Raw genomic sequence first — 24,793 nt, 5'->3', positions numbered from 1 at the left:
CGTAAAGGGGAGTTTTTTGATTAGAACAGAAGCTCATCAGGATTTGGGCCGACACGCTCATCTTTGTTTAATGCATCAATTTTATCCATGTCTTCTTGAGACAATTCGAAATCAAAAATATCAGCGTTTTCGATGATACGGTGTTCTTTAATGGATTTTGGAATGGTTACAACTTCATGCTGCAGATCCCAGCGCAAAATCACTTGAGCTACAGATTTATTATGTTTTTCTGCAATCTGTGTCAGTACTTCGTTATCCAAAAGCTGTCCCTGCATGAGCGGAGACCATGCTTCCAGCTGAATGCCGTGTTTTTTACAATAGTCTCTTAATTCTTTTTGCGTCAAACGAGGGTGAAATTCAACTTGGTTCACCATCGGTTTGATTTCAGCATCTTTTAACAGCTCTTCTAAATGATGAACTTGGAAGTTGCTGACGCCGATCGCGCGGATTTTGCCGTCTTTGTACAGCTTTTCAAGCGCGCGCCATGTATCTTTAAATTTATCTTTTCCAGGCCAATGGATCAAATATAAATCTAAGTAATCAAGCTGCAGTCTTTCCAGGCTTTTTTCAAAGGCAGCAAGCGTTGTTTCATAGCCTTGATCTTCATTCCACACTTTTGATGTGATGAAGAGCTCTTCTCTTGCCACACCGGATTCTTTAATCCCGATGCCAACACCTTCTTCATTTTTGTAGATCGCTGCTGTATCAATGCTGCGATAGCCGTTTTTAATTGCCGCTTTCACTGATTCAGTCGCTTCACTGCCATTTTCCACTTTAAAAACACCCAGACCGAACCAAGGCATTTCAACTCCGTTATGTAACTTTACCGTATCTTTTAAACTTGTTGGCACTTGAACATCCACCCTTTCACTGAAATGTAAGCGTCTATATTATCTCACATTCCTCTCAGCCGATACCAATAATACGCTTAAGGCCCTGTTTTTGCTTCTTTTTTCACAGCCAAGGTAAAACAGGGTACTATTTTTTTCCTATTTTAACAATATTGAGATTACAAATACATGGAGCCGGGTATGCGTTTAGTGTAACCAAATGAAAACAAAGGAGGAAACAACTTGAAACGTATTCGTATCCCAATGACACTTGCTCTTGGTGCCGCTTTGACAATTGCCCCTTTGTCCTTTGCTTCCGCTGAAGAAAATCCTGCTCCGAAGATCTCGCAGACAACAACCGCCGGAACAACTGCCGCTGATGTAGGTTTAAACGTCAACCTGGATGTACTTGGAATTGCCAACCAGATCGCTGATGCCATCAAATCCGCACAGAATCGGGATGGATTTGTGAAGAATCTCATGGAGTCTTCCTTCTACGCGTCCGGCCAAAAATATAACGTCATGGTATTTAATTTAAGCCAGGAATATGAAGATCATTTGAACGGTGTGCAATTTTATGGCTCAGCCGTTTATGACGGCATTACGTATGGCATTTGGGTATTTGAAGACGGAACGTTTACAAACAAAGGGGATGGCGGCTGGATTAACTGGGCCTTCAGAGGCTGGTTCGACCGGGATGGCAGCACTGTCGAATTTCATCGCCCTTAATATAGAAAAAAGCTGGCGCTCTCACGCACCAGCTTTTTTGCTGCATTTATTCGCCGCCTTCAAGCATGGCGGCTTCGACATCATTAATGTATTGGCGAAGCTCATGGGAGATGTCCCGGGAAATTTCTCTTTCCTCGAACAGCGTTTGAATTTCATTTCTGATCGCCTGCACAGCCTTCAGCTTCACTTCCAGTTTTTGATTTTCAAAATGTGCGCTTGATTTTAACTCATGATGGCTGTTCTCCAGCCTGAAAATTAACTGTTTATAGAATGTAATGACAGATAAAAACACTTCCTTATGTTCTTCTGTCTTATGTTTTTCCAAATATTCTATCGCTGCTTTTGCCGTTTTTATTCTTGTTGCCCGTATCAATCCCGCTTCATTTAATATCGACATCTCCGGCTTTTTATGTTCACCGAAGAAAATCCAATACATCAGCCGCTTGAGCCTTGTTTTTGATAAGCCGACCTTAAACGGGTTGGCATACAAAATTTCCAACTCGTTAAATCGTTCTTGCAGCACATTTGCTGTTTCTTCCGGGATGTCTCCCCGCTCCAGCATTTTCATCAGTGCCTCTTGCTCAGCTTTAACCCCTTGCGCACGGACTTTTCGCTCATGCTTTTTGATACGATTAGATGAGGTATACTGCTGAAAACGAAGGTTTTTCATTTTCTCATTGTATTCAGCTATCACCGCAAGAGAGGCCGTTTTGTTTGTATCGTTCATATCCTCTTTTATCGTTTGAAGAGCTGTTTTGATCAATTTGCGTCTCGCCGTCAGCAGCTTCTTATTTCGTTCCTCGTCCTCTTCTTCTTTTTCAGTCAGAACCGGCAGCACTACGGTGGCAATGACAAGCGTGCATAAAATGACGCCGGCTGCTAAAAAGAGAATCAGATTTCTTTCCGGAAACGGCGTGCCGTCCTCCAGGAAATACGGAATGGAGAAAGATCCCGCAAGCGTTACTGCTCCACGCACACCGGAAATCGAAATTAACAGTGTCGAACGAAGACCCGGTTTATAGATGTTTTGATCTTTATTAAAGAACCATTTGCCGTTCCAAAAGAACAGCACCCACAGGAATCTGAGGAGCATTAACGTAAATGTGATGACTAGGATATAGCCGATCACCTTCATGTTGCTGATGGCGGTATCGTTAAAGATAACAGAAATCACATCAGGGATTTGCGTGCCGAGAATAACAAAGACCAGGCCGTTCAAAATAAATAAAATAATGTTCCACGTACTTGAGGAGACGATTTGCAGCTTGATCATCGTTGATTCCAGACGATCCTGTTCAACCGCATGAGTGATCCCTCCCGCCACAACAGCTAAAATGCCGGAAACGCCGATTTCTTCAGCGGCCAAATAAATCACAAACGGTGTCAAAATTTGAATCAGCATATGCATCGTGACATCCTGCATGCCAAGGCGGCGGAGAAATAGGCGAAAACGAATAATCAAAAATGAAATGACTACCCCGCACAGCAAGCCCCCAAGAGAAATAAAGACAAAGCTGACAGCCGCTTGCGCTAGTGAAAATGCACCAGTCACTGCCGCTGCAATCGCAAACTTAAAGGCTACAAGACCCGATGCGTCATTCATCAGACCCTCACCTTCAAGCAGGCGAAGAATCCCTTTTGGCATTTTCACTCTTCCTGATAATGCGCTGACAGCGACGACATCAGTCGGTGAAAGAATGGCCGCAAGTCCAAAGGCCGCTGCCAGCGGAATATCAGGAATCATCCAGTGAATCGTATAGCCGCCTACAATCACAGTTGCGAACACAAGGCCGAGGGCAAGCAATAAAATGGGCGCTCTTAAATTCCAAAGCTCCGCCCGCGGCGTCCTCTTTCCATCATTAAATAGCAGAGGCGCGATAAACAGAACAAAAAACAATTCGGTGCTTAATTCAAAATGAAGTCCCTGTGGAAATGAGGCGGCAAGAATCCCAAGGGCCACTTGAATCAGCGGCACCGGAATAAACGGAATAAATCGGTTCACGATATTAGAAATCGCAATAATCGTTAATAAAACAAGCACAACTAAAAATATGTCCAAATGCATGACCTCCTTCGTTGTTGTCTTTCGTGCATGGTGAGTCTTGTCTAAAAGTCGCTGAGCCAGGCTGGCCTTGCATCCGATATGTGGTTTCGCAGGAGTTTCCTCCACACTTGTCTTCTTTTATAGTACCCTTTTTAGGGTATTTTTTCTCATGATATGCTCACAGTGAACTTTTTTGCATCAGAGCAAATCGCAAAAAAAGAGACAGGAAGCTATTCCCGTCTCTCGTCTTTCTTTCTCAATCATGAAAATTCGTACCATCAGTTGTTGCTTTAATAATGCCGGCGCGAATAACAAAGTCACCGAAATGCTCGCCTTCCTCACGCTCTTTCGCATAGCGGGCAAGAAGGACGCGAAGCTCGCTTAAAATGTCTGCTTCACCGATGTTTTCACGGTACATTTTGCTTAAACGGCTTCCGTCAAAGGCAGCGCCAAGATACATATTATATTTGCCCGGCGCCTTTCCGATAAATCCAATCTCACCGAGTGCGTGGCGTGCACAGCCGTTCGGGCATCCTGTCATGCGAATGGTGATTTCCTGATCACGAAGGCCGTTTTCGTCAATAATCTCTTCAACCTTATCTAAGAGGGTTGGCAAATATCGTTCTGCTTCCGCCATTGCCAATCCGCAGGTTGGAAGAGCGACGCAAGCCATCGAGCTGCGGCGGAGTGCTGAATGATGCTTGCCGTCAGTTAGCCCGTATTGCTCGATTAACGCACTGATTTCATCTTTTTTCTCACTTGAAACGTTTGCGATAATCAGGTTTTGATTAGCTGTCAGACGGAACTCGCCTGTATGAACTTTGGCGATTTCCCGTAAGCCTGTCATCAGCTTATAATCATCGTAATCCGTTATACGGCCGCCTTCGACAAACAGCGTGAAATGCCATTTATCCTCGATGCCTTCCACCCAGCCGTAGCGGTCGCCGTTATGATCGAAATGATATGGCTTCGCTGCTTCCAGGCTCCAGCCGAGACGGTTTTCCAATTCTTCTTTTACGGTATCTAAACCGAGGCGGTCAACCGTGTATTTGAACCGCGCATTTTTGCGGACAGAACGGTTTCCGTAATCGCGCTGAATCGTAATCGTTTTTTCAGCAACGTCATACATTTGATCGGGCCGGCAGAATCCGATGACCTTGGCTAATTGCGGATATGTGGCTGTGTCGCCATGCGTCATTCCCATACCGCCGCCAATCGCCACGTTAAAACCGATCAGCTTGCCATCTTCGACAATCGCAATGAATCCAAGATCTTGTGAAAAGACGTCAATATCATTAGACGGCGGAACGGCAATACCGATTTTAAACTTCCGCGGCAGATAGAGCGGTCCGTACATTGGCTCGACTTCTTCCTCCGGCGTGCCGGCCACTCTTTCCTCATCAAGCCAAATTTCATGATAGGCTCTCGTCCGCGGCAGCAGATCATCACTTAATTTCTTAGACCACTCGTATACCTCTGAATGGATTTCAGACTGATAAGGGTTTGATGCGCACATGACGTTACGGTTTACGTCTCCACAGGCTGCGATCGTATCCAAAAGCGCTGAGTGGATCGTCTGGATGGTTTTCTTCATGTTCCATTTCAAAATCCCGTGCATTTGGAACGTTTCACGTGTCGTCAGCTTTAATGTGCCGTTCCCGTATTTCTGAGAAAGGTCATCCATGACAAGCCATTGCTCAGGCGTTGAAACGCCCCCTGGCATACGCACACGCAGCATGAACTGATAGGCCGGTTCAAGCTTTTGCTTTTGGCGTTCATTGCGGAGATCGCGGTCATCCTGCAAATAACTGCCGTGGTGCTTCATCAGGCGGTTGTCATCATCCGGAATTCCTGCACTGATCCGATCAAGCATCACTTCTTTCAGTGTGCCGCGCAAATAGTCACTTTCTTTTTTTATGCGTTCAACATCACTTGGAGAGCCGTCCGGTGCTTTTAAGATTTTGGTCACCATGTTGAAAAACTCCTTTCAAGTCAAATCAGTATACATCACGCTGATAGCGTTTTTGCTGTTGCATATCGGCAAGATAAGCTTCCGCTTCTTCGCGGCTCATATTGCCTTCTTTTTCGATAATCTCAAGTAATGTGTTATGGACGTCATGCGCCATGTGCTTTTCATCTCCGCAAATGTAAACAGCCGCTCCTTCTTGAAGCCATTCGAACAACTCTGCGCTCTGTTCAAGCATGCGGTGCTGCACATATACTTTTTCTTCCGTATCACGCGAGAATGCCACATCCATTTTTGTCAGCACACCGTCTTTGAGCCAATTCTGCCACTCTGTCTGGTAAAGGAAATCCGTGACAAAGTGCTGATCGCCAAAGAACATCCATGCTTTTCCTTCCGCTCCCGTCTCCTCACGCTCCTGCATAAAGGAACGGAAAGGTGCGACGCCTGTCCCGGGGCCGACCATGATAATTGGTGTTTCAGGATCTTTCGGAAGCTTAAAGTTTTGGTTGTGCTGTACATAAACAGGCAGTGTGTCCCCCGGTTGCAGACGTTCCGCACATAAAATTGAGCAGACGCCTTTTCGTTCACGGCCGTGCGCATCGTAGCGGACTGCGCCGATTGTTAAATGCACTTCATCCGGATTTGCGGATAAACTGCTTGCAATCGAATAAAGGCGGGCAGGCATTTTTCTCAAAATCGAGACGAATTGCTGCGCAGATACACTGAATGGGCCATAATCACGGACGAGATCAAGCAAATCGCGTCCTTCAATATAAGCTTTTGCATTCTCCTCATTTCCCGGGGCTAAAAGCTCTCTAAGCTCCTCACTTCCCGTCAGCTGGGCTGCTTGTTCAAGAAGCGGTTTTGTGAGAACGGTAATCTCATAGTGAGAAATCAGCGCTTCCTTCAGCGGACGGACATCACCTTGCTTATTAAGCGTCACAATTTCTTCCGGGTCCCAATTCATTTCCTTAAGGAGCAGTTCGACAAGCTCTGGATCGTTTTCCGGATAGACGCCGAGGCTGTCACCAGGCTCGTAAGTCAGGCCAGATCCTTCAAGAGACAGCTCCACATGGCGTGTTTCTTTATTTGATCCTCTGCCGTTTAAATTTAAATTTTCTAACACTTCAGCCCGAAACGGGTTTGTTCTGGAATACGAAGACTGACCGGTTTGAGCCGCAGCCGCCGGCGCCGGTGCTGCGCTTCCGCCCCCAGCTTCATTTAATCCCTTCAATACACCCTCAAGCCATTCGGCTGCCGGTTCATCATAGTCAAGGTCGCAATCAACGCGCGGAGAAATCCGTTCTCCTCCGAGTTCTTCTAAGCGCTGATCAAATTCTTTCCCTGTCTGGCAGAAAAATTCGTACGAACTATCACCAAGCGCCAAAACGGAAAAACGCAGATCTTCAAGCTTAGGCGCCCGTCTTCCGTGCAGAAATTCGTGAAACGACAGCGCGTTATCAGGCGGATCGCCTTCACCGTGTGTACTGACGACGATTAAAAGATTGGTTACCTTCTTCAGCTGATTCGGCTTAAAATCGCTCATGGATGAGACGGTCACTTGAAAACCGCTCTGTTCAAGCTGCTTGCCGGCATTTTCTGCAAGCCCCTGTGCGTTCCCTGTTTGTGAACCATAAAGAACGGTCACTTCTTTTGAAACGGCCGGTGCCGGTGCTTCCGCAGACACAGCTGCCGCCGGCGCACCCGCAGTTTCTTGGGCGGAAACAGATTGCGCGGATAAATATCCGCTCAGCCAGATTTTCTGGGATTCGGTCAAGGTCGGCAGAAGGCGGTTAAGGAGCTCTGCCTGCTCCTGATTAAACGGACTGTTCATTACCTGAAGTTGCAACGTATCCACCTCACAAAGTTATAAACTGATCGAAAATTGCATCTAATTGAACTTTACCGGAATACTAGGCTTAAGTAAAATATATTTACATGATGATAACTATTAAGAATCCTAATGATAAAACGGCAATGCTTCATGTAAATGGAAAAAAGAGAAGGACTCCCTTCTCTTCATTCCGCAATCTGATATAAGCGGGGCGGCACAGCGGTTACAAACGGACTGGCTTCACCTGTATAAAATATCGTCAGCATGTGCATTGCACGGGTGCACGCAGTATATAAAAGCCTGCGGTCGTGCTCTGTATGATAGTGTTCTTCAGATGCATCATAGACAAGTACTGCGTCAAATTCAATTCCCTTCGCTAAATACACCGGAATCACGCAAACTCCCTTTTGGAATGGTTGATTTTCTTTATGAATCAGGCGAACATCTGCATATTCACTCATGTGGGCGTGCGCTTGTATGCATTGCTGCGCAGTCTTGCAAATGACGGCTATTGTTTCGTGCCCTTTTTTCTTTAGCAGTCCAATTTCTTGCGCGAGCTTTTGGCAAAGGCTCTCATGTCCTTCAGTTTTGACCACGAGTGGTATTTCCCCGTTTCTGTTAAACGGCTCAATATCCGCTCCATCTTGAAGCATCGCTTTTGTAAACTCGACAATCTGCCTTGTCGATCTGTACGTTCTCTTTAAACGAACATACTCAGCAGGCTCAGCTTCAAAGCACGCATCCATACGCTGATCCCTGTGTATGGCATGCGCGTAGATGGACTGATTGATATCACCAAGCACTGTCATGCTGGCAGCCGGAAAAATGCTTCTCATGTAAGCCATCTGCAGCGGTGAATAGTCTTGGGCTTCGTCAATAAATAGGTGTTTGATCTTCGTATTTTTCTTTCTGCCCTCAATCAGATCCTGCATATAAAGAAACGGTGCCGCGTCCTCATAGAGCAATTTATTTTCCGTAAATGCCGAACGGGTCTGCTCCCCTATCGCTGCCGTCTTCTCATGCTGGGATTTCCCTCCCCACCCGGAAAACAATTGCAGATACAGCTGATTCACATCAAGAAATGCGAGGAGTCTGACAGCTTGTTTGAGCGGTTTGAAAGCTTTTTTCACAATGATGGCGGCAAGCAGCTGCTGCTCTCTTTGATAATCGTTAAACGTACTCTCGCTGAACCGTTTCCTTTCCTGCAGTTTCTTGTACACATCCAAGTAGTCCTCTTTGTCGAGCAGCTCAGCTTCATGAACGACCCAATCCTTTCGCCGTTCCTTTTTCTCAAGCTTGTTAAGCTCACTCAGCAGCCACTTCGCGGTTTGTTCCATCCGGTTCGGAATCGAGTGATTTTGATCCAATGAGTAAAAATAGGATTGAATCTGTTCCTTTGTAATCAGCTTTTGGCCGCGGAAAACAATATTTTTAAAAATCATCCCTTCAGAGGACAGCCTTGTGACGTATTCATCAATGAATTGCTGAAAAGATAAACCCGCCTTCCATGTGATACCCGCAAGCCTTGTTGGAAAATCGCCTTCCTTTGTTTCAGTCAGGCAATATTCAAGCTGGTCAAAGGGGCTTTCACATTGAAACCTGCGGCCAAGCCGATGCTCGATATATTCCTGAAACGTCGCCTGCTCCATATTCTCTTCTCCTAACTCAGGCAAAACAGAGGAGACATAGCTATTAAATAAGAAGTTAGGAGAAAATAAAACGATTTGTCCGGCATCAATGACGCCGCGGTGCCTGTATAACAAAAAAGCGACACGCTGAAGCGCTGCCGAGGTTTTTCCGCTCCCAGCCGCTCCCTGCACGATCAGGAATTTGCTTTTTGCATTACGGATAATCTGATTTTGTTCTTTCTGAATCGTAGACACGATGTTTTTCATTTGGGTATCGGAATGATGGCTTAATACCTCTTGCAGCATTTCATCGCCAATCGTCATATCGGTATTAAACATCGCCTTGAGATCGCCGTTTTTGATCATAAACTGTCGTTTCAGCACCATTTCCCCTTCTATCGTTTCACCGTACACCTCGTACTCCGCTTTTCCTGGGGAATAATTATAGTACATACTTGATATCGGCGCCCTCCAGTCATAGATCAGAAAGTGTTCCTCCTTCTCATCCAAACAGGAAGCTAAACCGATATAAATTCGCTCTGCCTGCTCCTCGCCGTTTTCAATAAAATCAATCCGGCCGAAATAAGGCGATTTTTTTAATTGTTGAATTCGTTTGAACTGCTGGGCCATGCGCCGATGATTCCGTTCCCGATCAGACAGCAGCTCTGCCTGCTGCTTAATGCTTGCCATCGTTTCAACCGCTTCATGGGCATCATCAAAATTAACCTTCACATCCTCCCAAAAGCTTTTTCTTAATCCGATGATATCATGCTTCAACCCGCCCGCAGACGTTTCCAGAAACCGCTCTTTTTTTCCGAGTTCCTGCAGCACCTCATCTATTCTTGACTGCTCTTCCTTCCATTCCTTATCCTTCTGATTCATGAACGGCACCTCCAGAAAATAGTTGACAAACATAGATGAAATACTGTAAAATATAATTGGATACATATATCGAATGTATGACGAAACTAGTAAATACAATTTATCTTAGCACATTCACCCAATACCAATCAAGGTTTGGGTTATTTATATGCAGAAAAAACCGATTTCAACTCGAAATCGGTTTTTTCTCTTATGATTTCACATTGATCACTGTTGGAGGTGCTTTTCTTAGGTTGCGAATCTTCTCTTTCATCAGTATCGATTCCTTATTCCATTCAATCTTCGATATAATATTTCTTTTTCATTTTAAAAACACCGCAGAGCTTTACCGTGTTTGTCTGTTCATCTAACGTGAAGAATGACTAAACTGGCTGTTATTGTCATCTTCCATAAAGCAACTACATCCTTGCTATCGTATCTATAGTCGCAGTAAAATAGTCATTTTTCATCCAATTTCGACATATTTCAACAAATTGAAGTTTTTCATTTGGGAGAATAGGACGATGTTACATTATTTCTCTCGGTTTATGATATAAACATGAAGAAAGAACCAGAATTAGTTAGGAGGAAATACTCAGTGAAGAAAAAGCTATCTATGATGTTGCTGGCATTCGTCGTAGGCGTAACAAGTTTTACGGCAATTGACCTAGTAAACAACAAAGCAGAAGCTAAAGATTGGGTTAAAAAAGGTCAAATATGGAGTACTCATTACCATTCGGGCTCATTTAAAAACTATACTTACTCGCCAACATTTCAGATTTATTATCCAGGACGAGGAACTTGGGCCAACATGACAGCAAACGGATCAGGCAGCGGGAAAATTACAGCAACTCTGCAACAAAAGACAAATAAAGGCTGGAAAAATGTTAAAACTTTTTATGCAACGAAAAAAGGCTCTACAAATTTAAATTACAAACAAGCTTCTAAAAGCTACAAAACAAAATACAGATTCAAATTCACTAACACAGGAACTAAAAAAACCATCAGCTATACCTTTTGGGCTACCTATTAATTTTCAATAGCTCTGCGCGTCAGCATTCGAAAAGGACTTTTTATTTGATCCCGGCAGGCTACCATAAAAGAAACCTCTCCATGACGGAGAGGTTTCTTTTATTTTACTGACTATCTAAGCGAAAAGAACGGTTTGGCAGCTTCCAATTAAACATATAGGAACAAACCCGGCAAACAACGAGCACGAAAAACAGAACGTACAAGCCGAACGAGTTTCCCAGCCAGCCCAAGCCGACGATTAAACCGCCGAGAGCCGCCCAGACTGCATAAATTTCTGCCTTCAGCACAAGCGGTTTGCGCCCGGCAAGAAGGTCGCGGATGATTCCACCCCCGCTTCCCGTCAGCACCGCAGCCACAATCACGGCACTAAGCGGATGGCCCATTTTGACGGCATACAGTGCGCCTTGGATAGCAAAGGCTGCGAGGCCGATCGCATCTGACAAATTGCCCCACTTATTCCAATGCTTCAGCAGCAGCTTCGGAAACAGAAACACAATTGTAATAGATAAAAGCGCGATTTGAAAGTACGCTCCCTGCTCCCATAGCGCTGACACCGGAACACCAATCAGCAAATTGCGGATCGCTCCTCCTCCAAAAGCTGTAACGATCCCTAATATATAAACTCCTAAAATATCGTATTCCTCTTCCATCGCAACAATTGCGCCGCTGACTGCAAACGCAATGATGCCAATCACACTGAGCAGCTCCCAAGCCATTCTGATGACTCCCTTTATGTTTGTTAAATTTTCTGACGACCTCTAGATTTTATAATCGCTCAAGCGTAAAAGCAATAACATTTTTATGAGAAAAAAAGATAAATTTAGAGGGAATACGGCTATTGCTGATGGACATGAGTTTTGCGAAATTAAAAAGCGCCCCGGCATACGAGGCGCTTTTGGGTTATTCAGATTTTTCGCCCTTCAGCAGGCACATAAAAACGATAATCAGGATAAAAGCAATCAAGGCCAGGAATGGAATTGTAATAAAACCAAACCAGTTAATATATTGGCCCGAGCACGGCACGCCGCTTACACACGGCTTAATGCCGCTAAAGCCGGGCACTTTTTGCTCTAAGTAATGCATGATCGAAATAAATGCCCCGATCATCGCCATCGGAAGCACATATTTTTTCACGCGTGTGTCCCCTTGAAAGGTGGCAATGCCTAAAATCAGGACGAGCGGATACATGAGGATACGCTGGTACCAGCACAGTTCACATGGAATGAACTTTCTGATTTCACTAAAATACAGGCTGCCCAGCATAGCGACAAGAGCCACAACCCAGGAAGCATATAAAAATACGATTCTATTTTTCATATCGTTACTTCCCTTTCAGCTCTTTTTCTATCGTTTCTTTGATTTCATCATAATTCGCAAAATTTTTGATCACTTTATCATTGACGTAAATCGTCGGTGTTGCATTTATGTTCATTTTTTGATTAAGGTCAGAATCCTTTTCCACTTGAGAAGCGAATGTTTCCTTATCAAGATTTTTCTTGAGCGTCTCAGGTTTTATCTTTGTGGTGCTTTTTGCAAGATCACCGAGAACGCCTGGGGTTACCCATTCCTGTTCTGTATCCGGCTGTTTTTCGAACAGCTTTTCATGGAAATCCCAGAAAGAGTCAGGGTCTTCCTTCCATACTTCTTCTGATGCAAGAGCCGCTAATCTTGAACCTTTTCCATGGAACATGACGTTCACGAAAGAAAATTTCACATCGCCCTTATCAATAAAGTCTTTTTGTATTTTTGGAAAGATGTCACTGTTAAACACCTTGCAAGACGGACATTTGTAATCTCCGAATTCTACTACAGTTACCGGTGCATCGTCCTTGCCAAGCACAGGCTGGTCTTTAATAGACGGCTGTCCGGAAACCGCTTCATCGCCTTGTTCCGTTTTGTTATTAATGATGACAATGGCTGCTAGCAATACAACGACCACAACCGTAAGGATGACCGCGAATTTCGCAGAAGACTGCTGTTTCTTTTTCACTCCGACACCTCATCGTTTTAAAATTAAAAAAGAAGCGGATCGCAATTGACCCACTTCTTTATTTTAACAAGACAAGCGCTGATAAGAAAACCCCGAAAAAATGAATTCTCTCCGACAATTTATTTGTTTTTGAGACGCATGACGCGCATGGCGTTCGCCACAGCAAGCAGTGTAACGCCGACATCTGAGAAAACCGCTTCCCACATGGTCGCAATTCCAAATGCACCAAGAATGAGAAAGATCGCTTTCACACCTAAAGCAAAGCCGATGTTTTGCCACACGATTCGCCGTGTCCGTTTCGCAATCCGAATCGCTTCCGCTATTTTTGACGGCTGATCTGTCATCAGCACGATGTCTGCTGCTTCTACTGCGGCGTCTGAGCCAAGGCCTCCCATCGCGATCCCTATATCTGCGCGGGCAAGCACCGGCGTATCATTGATGCCGTCACCGACAAAAATGAGTTTTTCATTAGGTGAAAGCTTAGCTTCCAATGCTTCGACCTGCGCGACTTTATCTTGCGGCAGCAGCTCTGCATATACCTCACCAATCCCAAGCTGTTTTCCGACGGCTTCTCCCGTTTGTTTCGAATCACCCGTCAGCATAGCTGTCTGTTTGATCCCAAGCGACTTCAGATCAGCAACCGCTTGTGCTGCATCTTCCTTTACTTCATCCGCTATGATGATTGCTCCGGCATATCGTTGACCAACGGCAACATGTACGATTGTTCCGGCTTTTTCATCCGGGACATCCTCAATTTGTTCTCTTTCCATGAGCTTTTTATTCCCGGCAAGGATCTCAGTTCCATTTACCTTTGCAAAAATGCCGTGGCCGGATATTTCCTCATATGATTCTATGGCGTCAGGGGAAAGCATTTTTCCATAAGCTTTACGCACAGATTCGGCAATCGGATGCTGTGAATGAAGCTCAGCGTATGCCGCCGCTTCAAGTAAGCTGTCCTTTGTAAATCCTTCCGAAGGCTTAATTTCTGTCACTTCAAAGCTGCCTTTAGTTAATGTTCCCGTTTTATCAAACACCGCGTATTTGACTTGATTCAAGGCTTCTAAATAATTGCTTCCCTTTACAAGCACTCCAGCCTTCGAGGCCGCTCCGATTCCTCCGAAGAAACCGAGCGGAATAGAGACAACTAGCGCACAAGGACAAGAAATCACTAAAAAGATAAGCGCGCGGTATACCCAATCGGAAAGAGCGGCGCCAGAAACAACAAGCGGCGGAACAAAAGCCAGCAATACCGCGATAATGACAACAGCAGGTGTATAATACTTAGCAAACTTCGTGATAAAGTTTTCTGTCCGGGCTTTGCGGCTGCTCGCATTCTGAACCAGGTCTAATATTTTTGATACTGCTGAGTCCTGATAGCCCTTTGTGACTTCAATATGCAGAACGCCGTTTTGATTGATAAAGCCTGACATGACCTCTTGTCCTTCCGCAGCTTTTCTCGGAACGGACTCACCTGTCAACGCAGATGTATCAACCATCGCTGACCCTTGCACGACCTTACCGTCCAGGGGTATGCTTTCTCCCGGATTAACCACAATGATATCTCCTGTCTGAACATCCTCCGGAGAAACCTGTTCGATGCCGCTTATTGTTTTCACATTGGCGTAATCAGGCCGTATATCCATTAAGGCACTAATTGATTTTCTGGACCGGCTGACTGCGGCTCCTTGAAAAAGCTCACCGATTTGATAAAACAGCATAACGGCGACTCCCTCAGGGTATTGCTGAATCAGAAAAGCACCAATTGTGGCAAGGGCCATCAAGAAATGTTCGTCAAACACTTGGCCGCGGATGATGTTTTTGACTGCGCGGATGACAATGTCACCGCCAATGATCAAATAAGCAGCGAGAAATAGGCAAAATTCAATGGTGCCTGAATGAACCAAATATGCCGCTGCGCCGAGAATGACAGCCGCCGCCATTCTGATCAGCATATTGACCATTCGATTACGATAGCCGTCATCCGCTGATTTCTTTTTATGCTTTTGGCGAACCGTTACATGCGGATCGATTGATTTCACTTTTTTCTCTATTTTATTTGTGACCCATTGCTCTTCTTTCCCATCGGCCGAGACAGTTAAGGTGCTTGCCGCAAAATTTACCGCGCATCCGTCAATTCCTTTTATGCCTTTGACTCCATTTTCGATTTTTTGGGCACAATTGCTGCAATCCAAACCGTCCAGAACGTATTCCTGTTTCACTAGTCTCACCTTACCTTCCGATTTAGGGTTCCCTCTTCAAAGCGTATCAATGAGCATTGATTTGTTATACATATATGAGCATATACTCATATAATAGTTACACCTATTATATGTTGTTTTCCAAGAAAGTGTCAATGAAAAACAAAAACCGGCATATCGCCGGTTTTTCATTTTACTTTCTGCAGACGAAGAGCGTTCAGAACTACGGAAACGGAGCTGAATGCCATTGCTGCTCCCGCTATCCATGGTGCTAAAAATCCTAGCGCTGCGATTGGGATGCCGAGGCTGTTATAGCCGAGCGCCCAGAATAAGTTTTGTTTAATGTTTTTCATTGTCAATCTGCTCATGCGAATGGCGTCGGCAATGCTGTTTAGATCGCCGCGAATCAGCGTAATGTCAGCTGTTTCCATGGCAATATCCGTGCCTGTTCCAATCGCCATGCCTATATCGGCTGTGGCAAGCGCCGGCGCATCGTTAATTCCGTCGCCTACCATGGCTGTTTGGCGGCCTTCTTTTTGCAGGCGGGCAATTTCTGCCGCCTTTTGTTCAGGAAGGACTTCCGCAATGACACTCGTAATTCCCGCTTCCTTCGCGATGGCTTCTGCGGTTCTGCGATTGTCTCCTGTCATCATGATGACATCAAGCCCCAACTCTTTCAGACGAGCAACAGCCTTCTGCGACGTGTCTTTTATCGTATCTGCAACCGCTACTAGCCCCGCTGCCTCCCCATCAATGGATACAAGCATAGCTGTTTTCCCTTCGGCCTCAAGCTCTTCCATTTGGGCGAGAAGAGCACCATGCTCAACCTGTTCGCTCTCCATTAGCTTTCTTGTGCCGACGAGAATGCTTTTTCCTCCGGCTTCAGCCAAAATGCCTGCGCCGACTTTCGCTTCAAAACGGGTTAGCTTCGGTATCTCTAGCCCTTTTTCTTTCACGCCAGCCACAATTGCTTCGCCGAGCGGATGCTCCGATCCCGTTTCCGCTGCCGCTGCAAATTGAAGCAAATCCGTTTCTTCAAAACGTCCGAATGGAATGGCATCCGTCAGACGCGGCTTCCCGTTTGTCACGGTTCCGGTTTTATCAAGAACAATGGTATCGAGACGATGTGTTTTTTCTAAATGCTCGCCGCCTTTAAATAAAATGCCGAATTCAGCAGCGCGTCCAGATCCAGCCATTATGCTCGTCGGAGTGGCAAGACCGAGGGCGCAAGGACAAGCAATGACAAGAACCGCAATGAACTTGCTGATCGCTTCAGCAAAATCGCCAGGAGCCGCCCAAAGATACCAAATGAGAAAAGTGAGAACGGCAATCCCCAATACAATCGGCACAAAAATGCCTGAAATCTGGTCAGCGAGACGCTGGATCGGCGCTTTTGACCCTTGTGCTTCCTCAACAATTTTGATGATATGGGAAAGGGCAGTGTCCTTTCCGACGTTGACAGCTTTAATTTTCAGGAAGCCGTTTGCGTTAACGGTTGAACCTGTCACACTGTCGCCAGGATTTTTATCAACAGGAAGACTTTCTCCTGTAATCATCGATTCGTCAACCGCCGAGCGGCCTTCAATCACTTCTCCGTCGACAGGAATTCGTTCACCAGGTTTGACGTAAACAATGTCATTAACAAGCACTTCGTCGATCGGGACGATTTGCTCCTTTCCGTCTCTTACGACAGTCGCTGTTTTCGCTTGAAGCTTCATCAGCTTTTTAATCGCATCCGAGGAACGGCCCTTTGCTTTTGTTTCAAACAACTTTCCTAATAAAATCAGCGTCAGCAAAATCGCGCTTGTTTCATAGTAAAGGCCGTCTGTATGTCCGTGGGAACCAAGGCTTTGAAAAGTAAGATATAGACTATAGGCGTAAGCAGCAGTCGTTCCGAGCGCGACCAATACATCCATATTGGCGCTTTTATTTCTGAGCGCCTTATACGCACCCGCATAAAACGGCCAGCCGATCAGAAACTGGACTGGTGTCGCCAGCGCAAACTGCATCCACGGATTGAGGAATATATCCGGCACCCAAATGAATGATGTAAATGTAAAATGGCTCACCATCGCCCAAAGCAATGGGAACGACAGAACCGCTGAAAAGATCAGTCTCGCCATTTGCTTCCGTTCTTCTTTCTTTTTAGCAGCAGCTGCTTCACCATCCTGATCATCCTTCAGCTTTAGCTTATATCCAAGCTTATCTACCGCTGCTTTCAGATCGCTGACAGACGCTTCTTTTGGATTGTATTCGACTGTAACTGTTTCTAAAGCGAAGTTTACAGGGGCGTTTGCGACGCCTTCTATTTTGTTAAGCCGCTTTTCAATCCGATTGGCGCAGGCCGCACAGGTCATGCCTTCAATATCGAATTCAGCTTTTTCTGTAACGACATGATAGCCCAGCTTCTCTATTTTTTCCTGAATTGCTGCAGCCCCTGTTTCAGCAGGATCGTAGATTACATTTGAAGTTTCCGTTGCCAGATTGACATTGGCATCTGCGACACCGGGCATCCGCTTCAGGCCTTTTTCAATTCTGGAAGCACATGCCGCACAGGTCATACCAGAGACCTGCATTGCGACTTCCTTTTGTTCACTCAATATACTCACTCCTTTATATACACCCGGGGGGTATATAAAAATGAAAGAAATATCGCACCTCCATAAAGGCGCGATATCTTGAATCAATCGGCTACATCATAGCCCTGATCTTCTATCGCATCCGCAATGTCTTTGACGGATACTTTGTCAGCATCAAACGAAACATCGACTTTACCCGCTTCCAGATTGACATGAACAGCACTGACGCCGTCCAGTTCTCCTACGCTCGTTTCTACTGCTTTCACACAGTGCTGACAAGACATTCCTTCGACTTGCAATGTTTTTTGTTCCATATGAATTCCTCCTGTTTATTCTTTCTGTTTTCATCCTACCATACCCCCGTAGGGTATTTCAATAAAAAAACGCTTTATGATTTTGTGAACTTTTTAAATACATCCAACAGCTCAGAAATGGCTTGTTCCCCGTCTCCGCTTTTGATGGCATCCGCTACACAATGATGGGCATGATCCTCAAGCAAATGAAGCGCCACATTTTTCATTGCCGCTTGAACAGCTGAAATCTGCACAAGAATATCTACACAATATCTATCGTTTTCCACCATGTTTTGAATGCCTCTGACCTGACCCTCAATCCGCTTAAGCCGGTTTGTAATCTGATCTTTTTCTTTCGAGCTTTTATGGTTTAATGTTTTATGTTCGTTATGCTTTTCCATGCGTACACCTCTGTTTAATGATATTAATTCCCATTATACTGATTGTCCAAACGGTTGTCTAAGCATGCCGACGCAAAAATTGAATCAGTTAGGTTTTACCATTTCATCAGGAGGGTATATACTTCTGTTGATAACGCTTTTAAAGGGGAGAAGAAAAGTGGATACGATCAAGGTTGGAATATTAGGATACGGATTGTCCGGTTCTGTTTTTCACGGGCCGCTGCTGGCTGTTCTAAATGAGTATCACATCAGCAAAATCATGACATCACGGACGGAAGAAGTGAAACGGGATTTTCCTGATGCTGAAGTTGTGCATGAGCTTGAGGAAATCACAAATGACCCCTCCATTGAGCTCGTCATTGTCACCACACCGAGCGGCCTTCATTACGAGCATGCTATGGCGTGCATACAAGCGGGAAAACACGTCGTGTTGGAAAAACCGATGACAGCGACGGCCGAAGAAGGGGAGAAATTAAAGAAAGCCGCTGATGAAAAAGGCGTATTGTTAAGCGTATATCATAATCGGCGCTGGGATAACGACTTTTTAACGATTAAAAAGCTGATCTCTAAGGGATCTCTTGAAGATATCAATACATATCAAGTCTCCTATGACCGGTACAGACCTGAGATTCAGGCGCGGTGGCGGGAAAAAGAAGGCGTTGCCACTGGTACGCTGTATGATCTCGGCTCCCACATTATAGACCAAACCCTGCATTTGTTTGGGATGCCAAAAGCCGTGACTGCAAACGTAATGGCTCAGCGGGAAAATGCCGAAACGGTTGACTATTTTCATTTAATCCTGGATTACGGCAAGCTTCAAGCCATTCTATACGGAGGATCAATTGTTCCTGCAAACGGTCCCCGTTATCAAATCCATGGTAAGGATTCCAGCTTTATCAAATACGGAATTGACGGGCAGGAAGACGCACTCAGAGCGGGAAGAAAACCAGAGGGTGACAGCTGGGGTGCGGACGATCCGGAGTTTTACGGACAGCTTACAACCGTTCATGGCTCCGACAAAAAAACAGAAACCGTTCCATCAGTAAATGGCTCCTATCTCACTTATTACCGAAAAATAGCGGAAAGCATACGAGAAGGTGCTGCGCTGCCAGTCACTGCTGAGGAAGGTATTGATGTCATCCGCATCATTGAAGCCGCGATGAAAAGCAGTAAAGAGAAACGAACCATTATGCTGGAGCAATAAACAAAAGCCTCCCCAAAAAATAAGGGGAGGCTATTTCATTAGAATGTTTTTCCTGCTTCTTTCGCACGCGCGATCGCGTCTTCTTTGATTTGCTGTGCTTTATTTGGCTCCGCATTATGTCCCTCTACAAAAATGCCATCGAAGGATGGTACGCCGAAGAAGTTCATCATGATGCCGATGTAGCGGTGTCCCATTTCCATCTCAGCCGCAGGGCCTTCTGAGTAATAGCCGCCGCGCGCTTGGATATGGATTGCTTTTTTATCAGTCAACAAGCCGACAGGACCTTGTTCTGTGTATTTGAATGACTTTCCTGCAACGGCAACAGAATCAAGATACGCTTTCATCACTGGCGGGAATGAGAAGTTCCATAAAGGTGTCACAAATACGTACTTATCAGCTGATGCAAATTGATCGCTAAGCTCTCCCAAACGGCCTACTTTCGCTTTTTCGTTTTCAGAAAGCTCTTCAAAGCCTGTACCTGACTGAAGCTTTCCCCATCCGCTGAATACATCTGCGTCAATGTGCGGGATGTTTTCTTTGTACAAATCGATATGTACAACTTCATCATTTGGATTCGCTTCTTTGTAAGATTCGATAAATGCTTTACCTGTTGCCATACTGTACGAAGTTGCTTCGTCATGCGGATGAGCAGTGATATATAATACTTTTGCCATTTTTACCAGTCCTTTCGTTTTTAAAAATCACACATCAATTATTATCATACAGATGCATAATGATTATTCTGTCTCTCTTAGACTTTATTATAGAGACAAAGAAATTTACTTTCAAGTAAAATATCTCGAATTAAGGATTTATTTTCCTTTCCCAAACAGCTTACTTTTCAAAAGCTGTTCTCAAGCCGGAATACAGCGCGGATAATTCTTTACTGATCCGAGGATAATGAGGGACATGCGGCACTTGAATATCCGCCGGCATTCTTTTCACCTTAAAGGATTGCTCAGCCTGTTCAAAAAACGTCCGCAGCTGGTTGATTTCTTCATCAGAAAACGGAGAAGGCGGACGGCGGTGAGCTTGGGCTGAGAGCAAATAATAGCCTAAGTGCTGAGCACCAGAAATAGCAGGCCAGAGTGCATCCGCATTCGCATGAGGAAACTCCCCAAGCGCCTTGTCATACGCATCCCGAAGCCTGACGAGGCTCACCCTTAATTTATGTTCGTCAGCTTTCTGCCCGGTTAACAGTTTCTCCATAAACTGCCCTTCCAGCCGGATGACGTTCCTCACCAGTTCAGGCAGACGCTTCGTTGAAAACCGCCGCCACAAAAGCATTGTTCCCAATAGCCCGATCACGCTGCCGACAGCTACGTCCGTCAGCCTCGCTATCATAAAATAACCGGTGTCCGCGCCGCCATGCATACTTTCTGTGATAACAAGCGCATTTGCGGTTAAAAAGGGAACAGCCAGCGCATAATTGCGGACAATCAGCATCTCAAGAAGACATTGCAGCGCTGCAATACAAAACGCAATATAAACACCGCCCGGCTTAAAAAACAAGATTGCGCCTGCCAGCATAACACCGATCACCGTTCCGGCCGAACGCTGAATAGCCCTGTGAAGCGTAAAAACAACAGTAGTGCCAAGCATGACCGCTGCTGCCGAAAGCGGAATCCAATAGGAGCGTGCAAAGCTGAATACGAGGGCAAACATATCGGCGGCAAACAGAACAATTCCGTACTTTAACGCTCTAATCAAAACCGGAGACTTCCAGTCAAAGGCATTTCTCAAAAAGTAAAAAGAGGATGGCAGGCGGCTCGGTTCCCCATCAAGCTGCTTTTCAAAACGTCCTGAAGCGATATGCAAAACCTCGTTGATTTCTTCAAACAGCTTTCGCTTTGGCTCAGATTCATTTTCATTAATCTGAAACGTATTGAAAACCCGTGCATGTGCAAGCATATCTCCAGTTTGACGAAGTGCCTTTTCAATCTGCGCGGTCTCTCCATCCGGCGTTTCAGCTGAAAAATGAATAATGGCAAGGAATATGTCGTCAGCTTTTTCAAGCAGGCGGAAAAACCGTTCATCATGCTGTGATTTTTTCCGTCCGTTCCCTTTCCCCAGAACGGTTTGGCGGGCTGTTCTGAGCATGAGCACCGTCTGATGCTGCGCATGATGAAAACCTGGCGTTCCGACGGCTGAAAGACATGCAGCCAGCTGATCATATGTTTTTTGCAGCACCGCTCCCTCCGGTCCATGCTTGTTCCATAACCAGCCAATTAGCGCGATGCCCATGGCGAAAATGCCGCCGAGAAACGTCAGTCCCGCTCTGAACAACGCTTGTGAAGGATCGGCCGGAAGACCGGAACTGACTAAAAAGGCAAGGACAAAAAACATCGGCGCAGGGCCTTGAATGCCGAGCGCGCTAAAAATAAACATCGCCGCTGCACCGACCAGCCCCAAAACAGCCGCCATCATCCAAAGCGTCCCGGACAAAAGCGTCCCTAAACAAAATGAGAGGGCGATCCCAATAGAAACCAAGAGCAGCTTCAAGGCGCGCTTTTTGTACGATTCACCGCCCGCATATAAATAAACAAAGCCTCCGATACTTGCAGTTAGTCCGTAATCCGTGTGACCCGCTAATGCGCCGACCAGCACAGGAAACCCTGAAGCGAAACCTGATCCGATAGCCTTTTTCCAAGGAAATGGATTCGCATGAATGCGAAAGGCATCCTTCACGATAGGCATGATTCTTTGATTGTTCTCAGCAGTTTTGTTCATTTGACAAAATCCTTTTCAATGAATGTGTAGAACTTTTCCCGTTTCTTCGCTTTAGTATGCCCAAAAACGCGGTTAGCTTCTCAATTGGTGCGCCCGATAAAAAAACAGAGACTTATACCGTCTCTGCTTCATTACATCAGTTTATTATCATAAAAGCGGCACCTGTCAGGACTGTTTTGTCCTTCTGCCTTCCTTCAAGAGCAGGTGAATAAAAAATAAAGGATAAATCAATAGATACCCATTAAACAGCCACCACACAAGATCAAAGTCACTGCTGAATGTCCAGAATGATAGCGCCTGCAGACCTGAACAACAGGTCAGCACAAGAGAAATCAGCGCCATCAGCTTCCAGTCAGCACGATTCACCCGCTGTAGGTACAAGCTGTACAACCCTGTGACAGAAATCAGGATATCCAGCGGAAAAAAAGACCAGTTCCAAGCGATCATAAACGGATGGTCATGATGTTTAAAGGCCCAGTTTTCCGGTATGAGCGAAAATCCGGCTGACAACCAGTACAAGATAAAACCGATATCAGTCACGAGAAAAAACAGGTTCATATATCTCATTTGTACTGCCCGCTTTTATGTACCGGCTCAGACACCCCAGCCTGCTCGATCAGGTTTAAAGACACAACACCGGCAATAATCAATCCAATTGAAATGACTTTCATGACACTAACATGTTCTTGAAAAAACAAAAAACCAACGACTGTAATCAGGACGATTCCCATCCCTGACCATACAGCATAAGCAACAGATACGTCTATTGATTTTAGCGTAAGCGTCAGAAAGAAAAGACTCCCTCCATAAAAGAAAATCAACAGCACACTGGGAATAAGTTTTGTAAAACCGGACGATAGCTTCATGCTGACCGTTCCCGCAACCTCAAACAAAATCGCCAAGCATAGAAACACCCAATTCACGTTGCATCAGCCTCCTCATCAGCTGTTATACCGTTAAACAAAACATCTACAATTGATTCAAGAACCTCTCCTGTCGTGAACTGATGTTTCAGCGGATATTCAGGGGCATACACTTGGTTGATGCTCCCTATATACATGTGAACAAACAGGTCCGGATTGATGTTTCTGATTCTCTTTTGCTGTTTGCACTCGTTTAATAATTCTAGGACAATTGCCCATTCTTCCTTAATAAAGGTATCTAATGTAAGCCACGCATCGTAATGGTATTTCTTGAGTTCATTTAATAATCCCATGTTCAGCAGTTCCATCCCCTGCGGAAGGCTGATCAGCATTTTTTTCACCTTTTCAAGCACATTTAAACGTTCATTTTCATAGATGTCTCTTTCCATTTGCTTCATTTCAGCTATAAATTGTTCGACAACCGCCTCAACAAGCTGATCTTTAGATGAATAATATGCATAGAGCGTCCGCTTGCTTGTTCCCAGCGCTGCCGCCAAATCATTCATCGTAAATGAAAATCCTTTCTGTTTAATTAGCCGGATGGTTTCCGCCAGAATTCTTTTATCCATATCAATCCCCCGCTTTCGGTACTACAAAAACTGTTTCAGTACCAAAATTATACGACAGCAATTTATGGAAATCAACAATATATAAAAAAACCTCTCCAATTGGGAGAGGTTTAAAAGACACTGCGGACCAAACCGCCGTCCGCCCGAAGTGCCGCGCCATTGATCGCAGAGGAAAGCGGGCTGCTTAAAAATGTAACGAAGTGGGCGATTTCTTCCGGACGGATCAGTCTTTGAATAATAGATGTCGGCCGGTTTTCTTTCATAAAACGTGCCTCAGCTTCTTGAACAGTCAGGTTTTCACCAGGATACAGCGAGTTCAGCATGGTTTCCACACCCTCTGTTAAGGTAGAGCCCGGCATGACGGTGTTGACTGTGACATTCGTGCCGGTTGCCAGCTCCGCCAAACTGCGGGAAATGGACAGCTGCATTGTTTTCGTCGCACTGTAATGGGCCATCTCCTGTGACGGCATAATCGCCGCTTCACTGGCAATGAAAATCACACGTCCTTCTTTTTTCTCGATCATGTTATGCAAATACTTACGTGTCAGCCTTACACCGCTCATAATATTCACTTCAAAAAAACGAAACCATTCATCATCCGGAATATCAAAATACTCCGCCGGTTCGAAAATCCCTAAATTGTTGATCAAAATATCAACGTGCGGATATGCCTGAAACAGCTCATTGCAGCCTTCTTCTGTTCCCAAATCAAATGCAGCCGGATACAGGACCGCTTCAGCATGTTGTGTTTTCAATTCATCTATCGCCTGATTCACTTTCTCTTCCCGGCGTCCGTTAATAATCACTGCCGCCCCTTCTTCAGCTAACGAAGAGGCAATAGCTTTTCCGATCCCCGATGTCGAGCCGGTAACCAGTGCGGTTTTTCCTTGTAAATTCAGCTTCATTCTTCATCCCTCCGTTTTTGATTCCTCTTATTTATTAACAGGAATCTGATTGGTGAAACATCTGCTCTGCAAACAGT

The 24,793-nt window shown here is 45.3% G+C and carries 21 protein-coding genes; 3 read left to right on the top strand and 18 right to left on the bottom strand.

The window, feature by feature from the left end:
• Positions 1 to 20: 20 nt before the first annotated feature.
• Complete coding sequence (pgoN, locus tag ACQXR1_RS02930) at positions 21 to 851, bottom strand: glyoxal/methylglyoxal reductase (protein ID WP_040081825.1); 831 nt, start codon at positions 849 to 851, stop codon at positions 21 to 23.
• 222 nt (positions 852 to 1,073) lie between these two features.
• Between pgoN and yvgO the strand changes: the two genes are divergently transcribed.
• The gene (gene yvgO / locus ACQXR1_RS02925) at positions 1,074 to 1,559 is read left to right on the top strand and encodes a stress response protein YvgO (protein ID WP_014665375.1); all 486 of its coding nucleotides are present in this window, start codon (positions 1,074 to 1,076) and stop codon (positions 1,557 to 1,559) included.
• A gap of 46 nt (positions 1,560 to 1,605) precedes the next feature.
• Here the strand turns inward: yvgO and ACQXR1_RS02920 are convergent, their stop codons facing one another.
• The 4 genes from ACQXR1_RS02920 to helD form a co-directional block, all read right to left on the bottom strand.
• Complete coding sequence (locus tag ACQXR1_RS02920) at positions 1,606 to 3,618, bottom strand: Na+/H+ antiporter (RefSeq protein ID WP_069838736.1); 2,013 nt, start codon at positions 3,616 to 3,618, stop codon at positions 1,606 to 1,608.
• Between the two features lie 241 nt (positions 3,619 to 3,859).
• Positions 3,860 to 5,575: an assimilatory sulfite reductase (NADPH) hemoprotein subunit gene (gene cysI / locus ACQXR1_RS02915; protein ID WP_326274772.1), complete on the bottom strand. Its 1,716-nt coding sequence runs from the start codon at positions 5,573 to 5,575 to the stop codon at positions 3,860 to 3,862.
• A 25-nt stretch (positions 5,576 to 5,600) separates the two neighbouring features.
• Positions 5,601 to 7,418 (bottom strand): assimilatory sulfite reductase (NADPH) flavoprotein subunit, encoded by a 1,818-nt coding sequence (locus ACQXR1_RS02910; protein WP_430771696.1) that lies wholly within the window; start codon positions 7,416 to 7,418, stop codon positions 5,601 to 5,603.
• 170 nt (positions 7,419 to 7,588) lie between these two features.
• Positions 7,589 to 9,913, bottom strand: coding sequence for a DNA helicase IV (helD, locus tag ACQXR1_RS02905; RefSeq protein WP_430771695.1), 2,325 nt, complete (start codon positions 9,911 to 9,913; stop codon positions 7,589 to 7,591).
• Positions 9,914 to 10,490: 577 nt separating this feature from the next.
• On the opposite strand from helD, the gene ACQXR1_RS02900 reads away from it, so the two are divergent.
• Positions 10,491 to 10,925: a hypothetical protein gene (locus tag ACQXR1_RS02900; protein ID WP_243571491.1), complete on the top strand. Its 435-nt coding sequence runs from the start codon at positions 10,491 to 10,493 to the stop codon at positions 10,923 to 10,925.
• A 103-nt stretch (positions 10,926 to 11,028) separates the two neighbouring features.
• Here ACQXR1_RS02900 and ACQXR1_RS02895 read toward each other — a convergent pair whose 3' ends face one another.
• From ACQXR1_RS02895 to csoR, 7 genes are all read right to left on the bottom strand, one after another.
• The gene (locus tag ACQXR1_RS02895; protein ID WP_003228419.1) at positions 11,029 to 11,640 is read right to left on the bottom strand and encodes a trimeric intracellular cation channel family protein; all 612 of its coding nucleotides are present in this window, start codon (positions 11,638 to 11,640) and stop codon (positions 11,029 to 11,031) included.
• A gap of 184 nt (positions 11,641 to 11,824) precedes the next feature.
• Complete coding sequence (locus ACQXR1_RS02890) at positions 11,825 to 12,241, bottom strand: disulfide oxidoreductase (RefSeq protein WP_014665382.1); 417 nt, start codon at positions 12,239 to 12,241, stop codon at positions 11,825 to 11,827.
• 4 nt (positions 12,242 to 12,245) lie between these two features.
• The gene (gene bdbD / locus ACQXR1_RS02885) at positions 12,246 to 12,914 is read right to left on the bottom strand and encodes a disulfide bond formation protein BdbD (RefSeq protein WP_243571492.1); all 669 of its coding nucleotides are present in this window, start codon (positions 12,912 to 12,914) and stop codon (positions 12,246 to 12,248) included.
• 119 nt (positions 12,915 to 13,033) lie between these two features.
• Positions 13,034 to 15,142 (bottom strand): heavy metal translocating P-type ATPase, encoded by a 2,109-nt coding sequence (locus ACQXR1_RS02880; protein ID WP_243571493.1) that lies wholly within the window; start codon positions 15,140 to 15,142, stop codon positions 13,034 to 13,036.
• 158 nt (positions 15,143 to 15,300) lie between these two features.
• Complete coding sequence (copA, locus tag ACQXR1_RS02875; RefSeq protein WP_430771694.1) at positions 15,301 to 17,712, bottom strand: copper-exporting P-type ATPase CopA; 2,412 nt, start codon at positions 17,710 to 17,712, stop codon at positions 15,301 to 15,303.
• An 83-nt stretch (positions 17,713 to 17,795) separates the two neighbouring features.
• Positions 17,796 to 18,005, bottom strand: a complete 210-nt coding sequence (copZ, locus tag ACQXR1_RS02870) for a copper chaperone CopZ (RefSeq protein ID WP_040081817.1) — start codon at positions 18,003 to 18,005, stop codon at positions 17,796 to 17,798.
• A gap of 74 nt (positions 18,006 to 18,079) precedes the next feature.
• Positions 18,080 to 18,385: a copper-sensing transcriptional repressor CsoR gene (gene csoR, locus ACQXR1_RS02865; RefSeq protein ID WP_003228404.1), complete on the bottom strand. Its 306-nt coding sequence runs from the start codon at positions 18,383 to 18,385 to the stop codon at positions 18,080 to 18,082.
• Between the two features lie 127 nt (positions 18,386 to 18,512).
• Between csoR and iolW the strand changes: the two genes are divergently transcribed.
• On the top strand, positions 18,513 to 19,589 hold the full coding sequence (gene iolW / locus ACQXR1_RS02860; RefSeq protein WP_306289487.1) for a scyllo-inositol 2-dehydrogenase: 1,077 nt from the start codon (positions 18,513 to 18,515) through the stop codon (positions 19,587 to 19,589).
• Positions 19,590 to 19,627: 38 nt separating this feature from the next.
• Here iolW and azoRB read toward each other — a convergent pair whose 3' ends face one another.
• From azoRB to ACQXR1_RS02830, 6 genes are all read right to left on the bottom strand, one after another.
• Positions 19,628 to 20,263 (bottom strand): FMN-dependent NADH-azoreductase AzoRB, encoded by a 636-nt coding sequence (gene azoRB, locus ACQXR1_RS02855; protein WP_069838727.1) that lies wholly within the window; start codon positions 20,261 to 20,263, stop codon positions 19,628 to 19,630.
• 160 nt (positions 20,264 to 20,423) lie between these two features.
• Positions 20,424 to 22,319 carry an FUSC family protein gene (locus ACQXR1_RS02850; RefSeq protein WP_430771693.1) on the bottom strand — a complete coding sequence of 632 codons (1,896 nt, stop codon included), beginning with the start codon at positions 22,317 to 22,319 and terminating at the stop codon, positions 20,424 to 20,426.
• 165 nt (positions 22,320 to 22,484) lie between these two features.
• Positions 22,485 to 22,886, bottom strand: coding sequence for a YvaD family protein (locus ACQXR1_RS02845; protein WP_227099348.1), 402 nt, complete (start codon positions 22,884 to 22,886; stop codon positions 22,485 to 22,487).
• Entirely contained in the window at positions 22,883 to 23,242 is a 360-nt protein-coding gene (locus tag ACQXR1_RS02840) for a DMT family transporter (protein WP_014665391.1), read from the bottom strand. The genes ACQXR1_RS02845 and ACQXR1_RS02840 overlap by 4 nt, the downstream gene beginning before the upstream one ends.
• Positions 23,239 to 23,811 carry a TetR/AcrR family transcriptional regulator gene (locus ACQXR1_RS02835; protein ID WP_430771692.1) on the bottom strand — a complete coding sequence of 191 codons (573 nt, stop codon included), beginning with the start codon at positions 23,809 to 23,811 and terminating at the stop codon, positions 23,239 to 23,241. Before ACQXR1_RS02835 ends, ACQXR1_RS02840 begins: the two co-directional genes overlap by 4 nt.
• Positions 23,812 to 23,921: 110 nt before the next feature.
• A complete protein-coding gene (locus tag ACQXR1_RS02830) occupies positions 23,922 to 24,716 on the bottom strand; it encodes an SDR family NAD(P)-dependent oxidoreductase (protein ID WP_430771691.1) in 795 nt (264 codons plus the stop codon).
• Between the last annotated feature and the right edge of the window lie 77 nt (positions 24,717 to 24,793).

The organism is Bacillus sp. ATD (genome assembly GCF_050585765.1).
Classification (GTDB): domain Bacteria; phylum Bacillota; class Bacilli; order Bacillales; family Bacillaceae; genus Bacillus; species Bacillus stercoris.
Note: the sequence above shows the minus strand (reverse complement) of the source record. Positions and strands in the feature narration are given on the sequence as shown.

Coding starts and splice junctions, on each gene's coding strand:
- ACQXR1_RS02845 (WP_227099348.1), bottom strand. CDS start 22,886: ATGAGATATATGAACCTGTTTTTTCTCGTGACTGATATCGGTTTTATC.
- ACQXR1_RS02890 (WP_014665382.1), bottom strand. CDS start 12,241: ATGAAAAATAGAATCGTATTTTTATATGCTTCCTGGGTTGTGGCTCTT.
- ACQXR1_RS02835 (WP_430771692.1), bottom strand. CDS start 23,811: ATGGATAAAAGAATTCTGGCGGAAACCATCCGGCTAATTAAACAGAAA.
- copZ (WP_040081817.1), bottom strand. CDS start 18,005: ATGGAACAAAAAACATTGCAAGTCGAAGGAATGTCTTGTCAGCACTGT.
- helD (WP_430771695.1), bottom strand. CDS start 9,913: ATGAATCAGAAGGATAAGGAATGGAAGGAAGAGCAGTCAAGAATAGAT.
- ACQXR1_RS02895 (WP_003228419.1), bottom strand. CDS start 11,640: ATGGCTTGGGAGCTGCTCAGTGTGATTGGCATCATTGCGTTTGCAGTC.
- ACQXR1_RS02830 (WP_430771691.1), bottom strand. CDS start 24,716: ATGAAGCTGAATTTACAAGGAAAAACCGCACTGGTTACCGGCTCGACA.
- cysI (WP_326274772.1), bottom strand. CDS start 5,575: ATGGTGACCAAAATCTTAAAAGCACCGGACGGCTCTCCAAGTGATGTT.
- azoRB (WP_069838727.1), bottom strand. CDS start 20,263: ATGGCAAAAGTATTATATATCACTGCTCATCCGCATGACGAAGCAACT.
- ACQXR1_RS02850 (WP_430771693.1), bottom strand. CDS start 22,319: ATGAACAAAACTGCTGAGAACAATCAAAGAATCATGCCTATCGTGAAG.
- csoR (WP_003228404.1), bottom strand. CDS start 18,385: ATGGAAAAGCATAACGAACATAAAACATTAAACCATAAAAGCTCGAAA.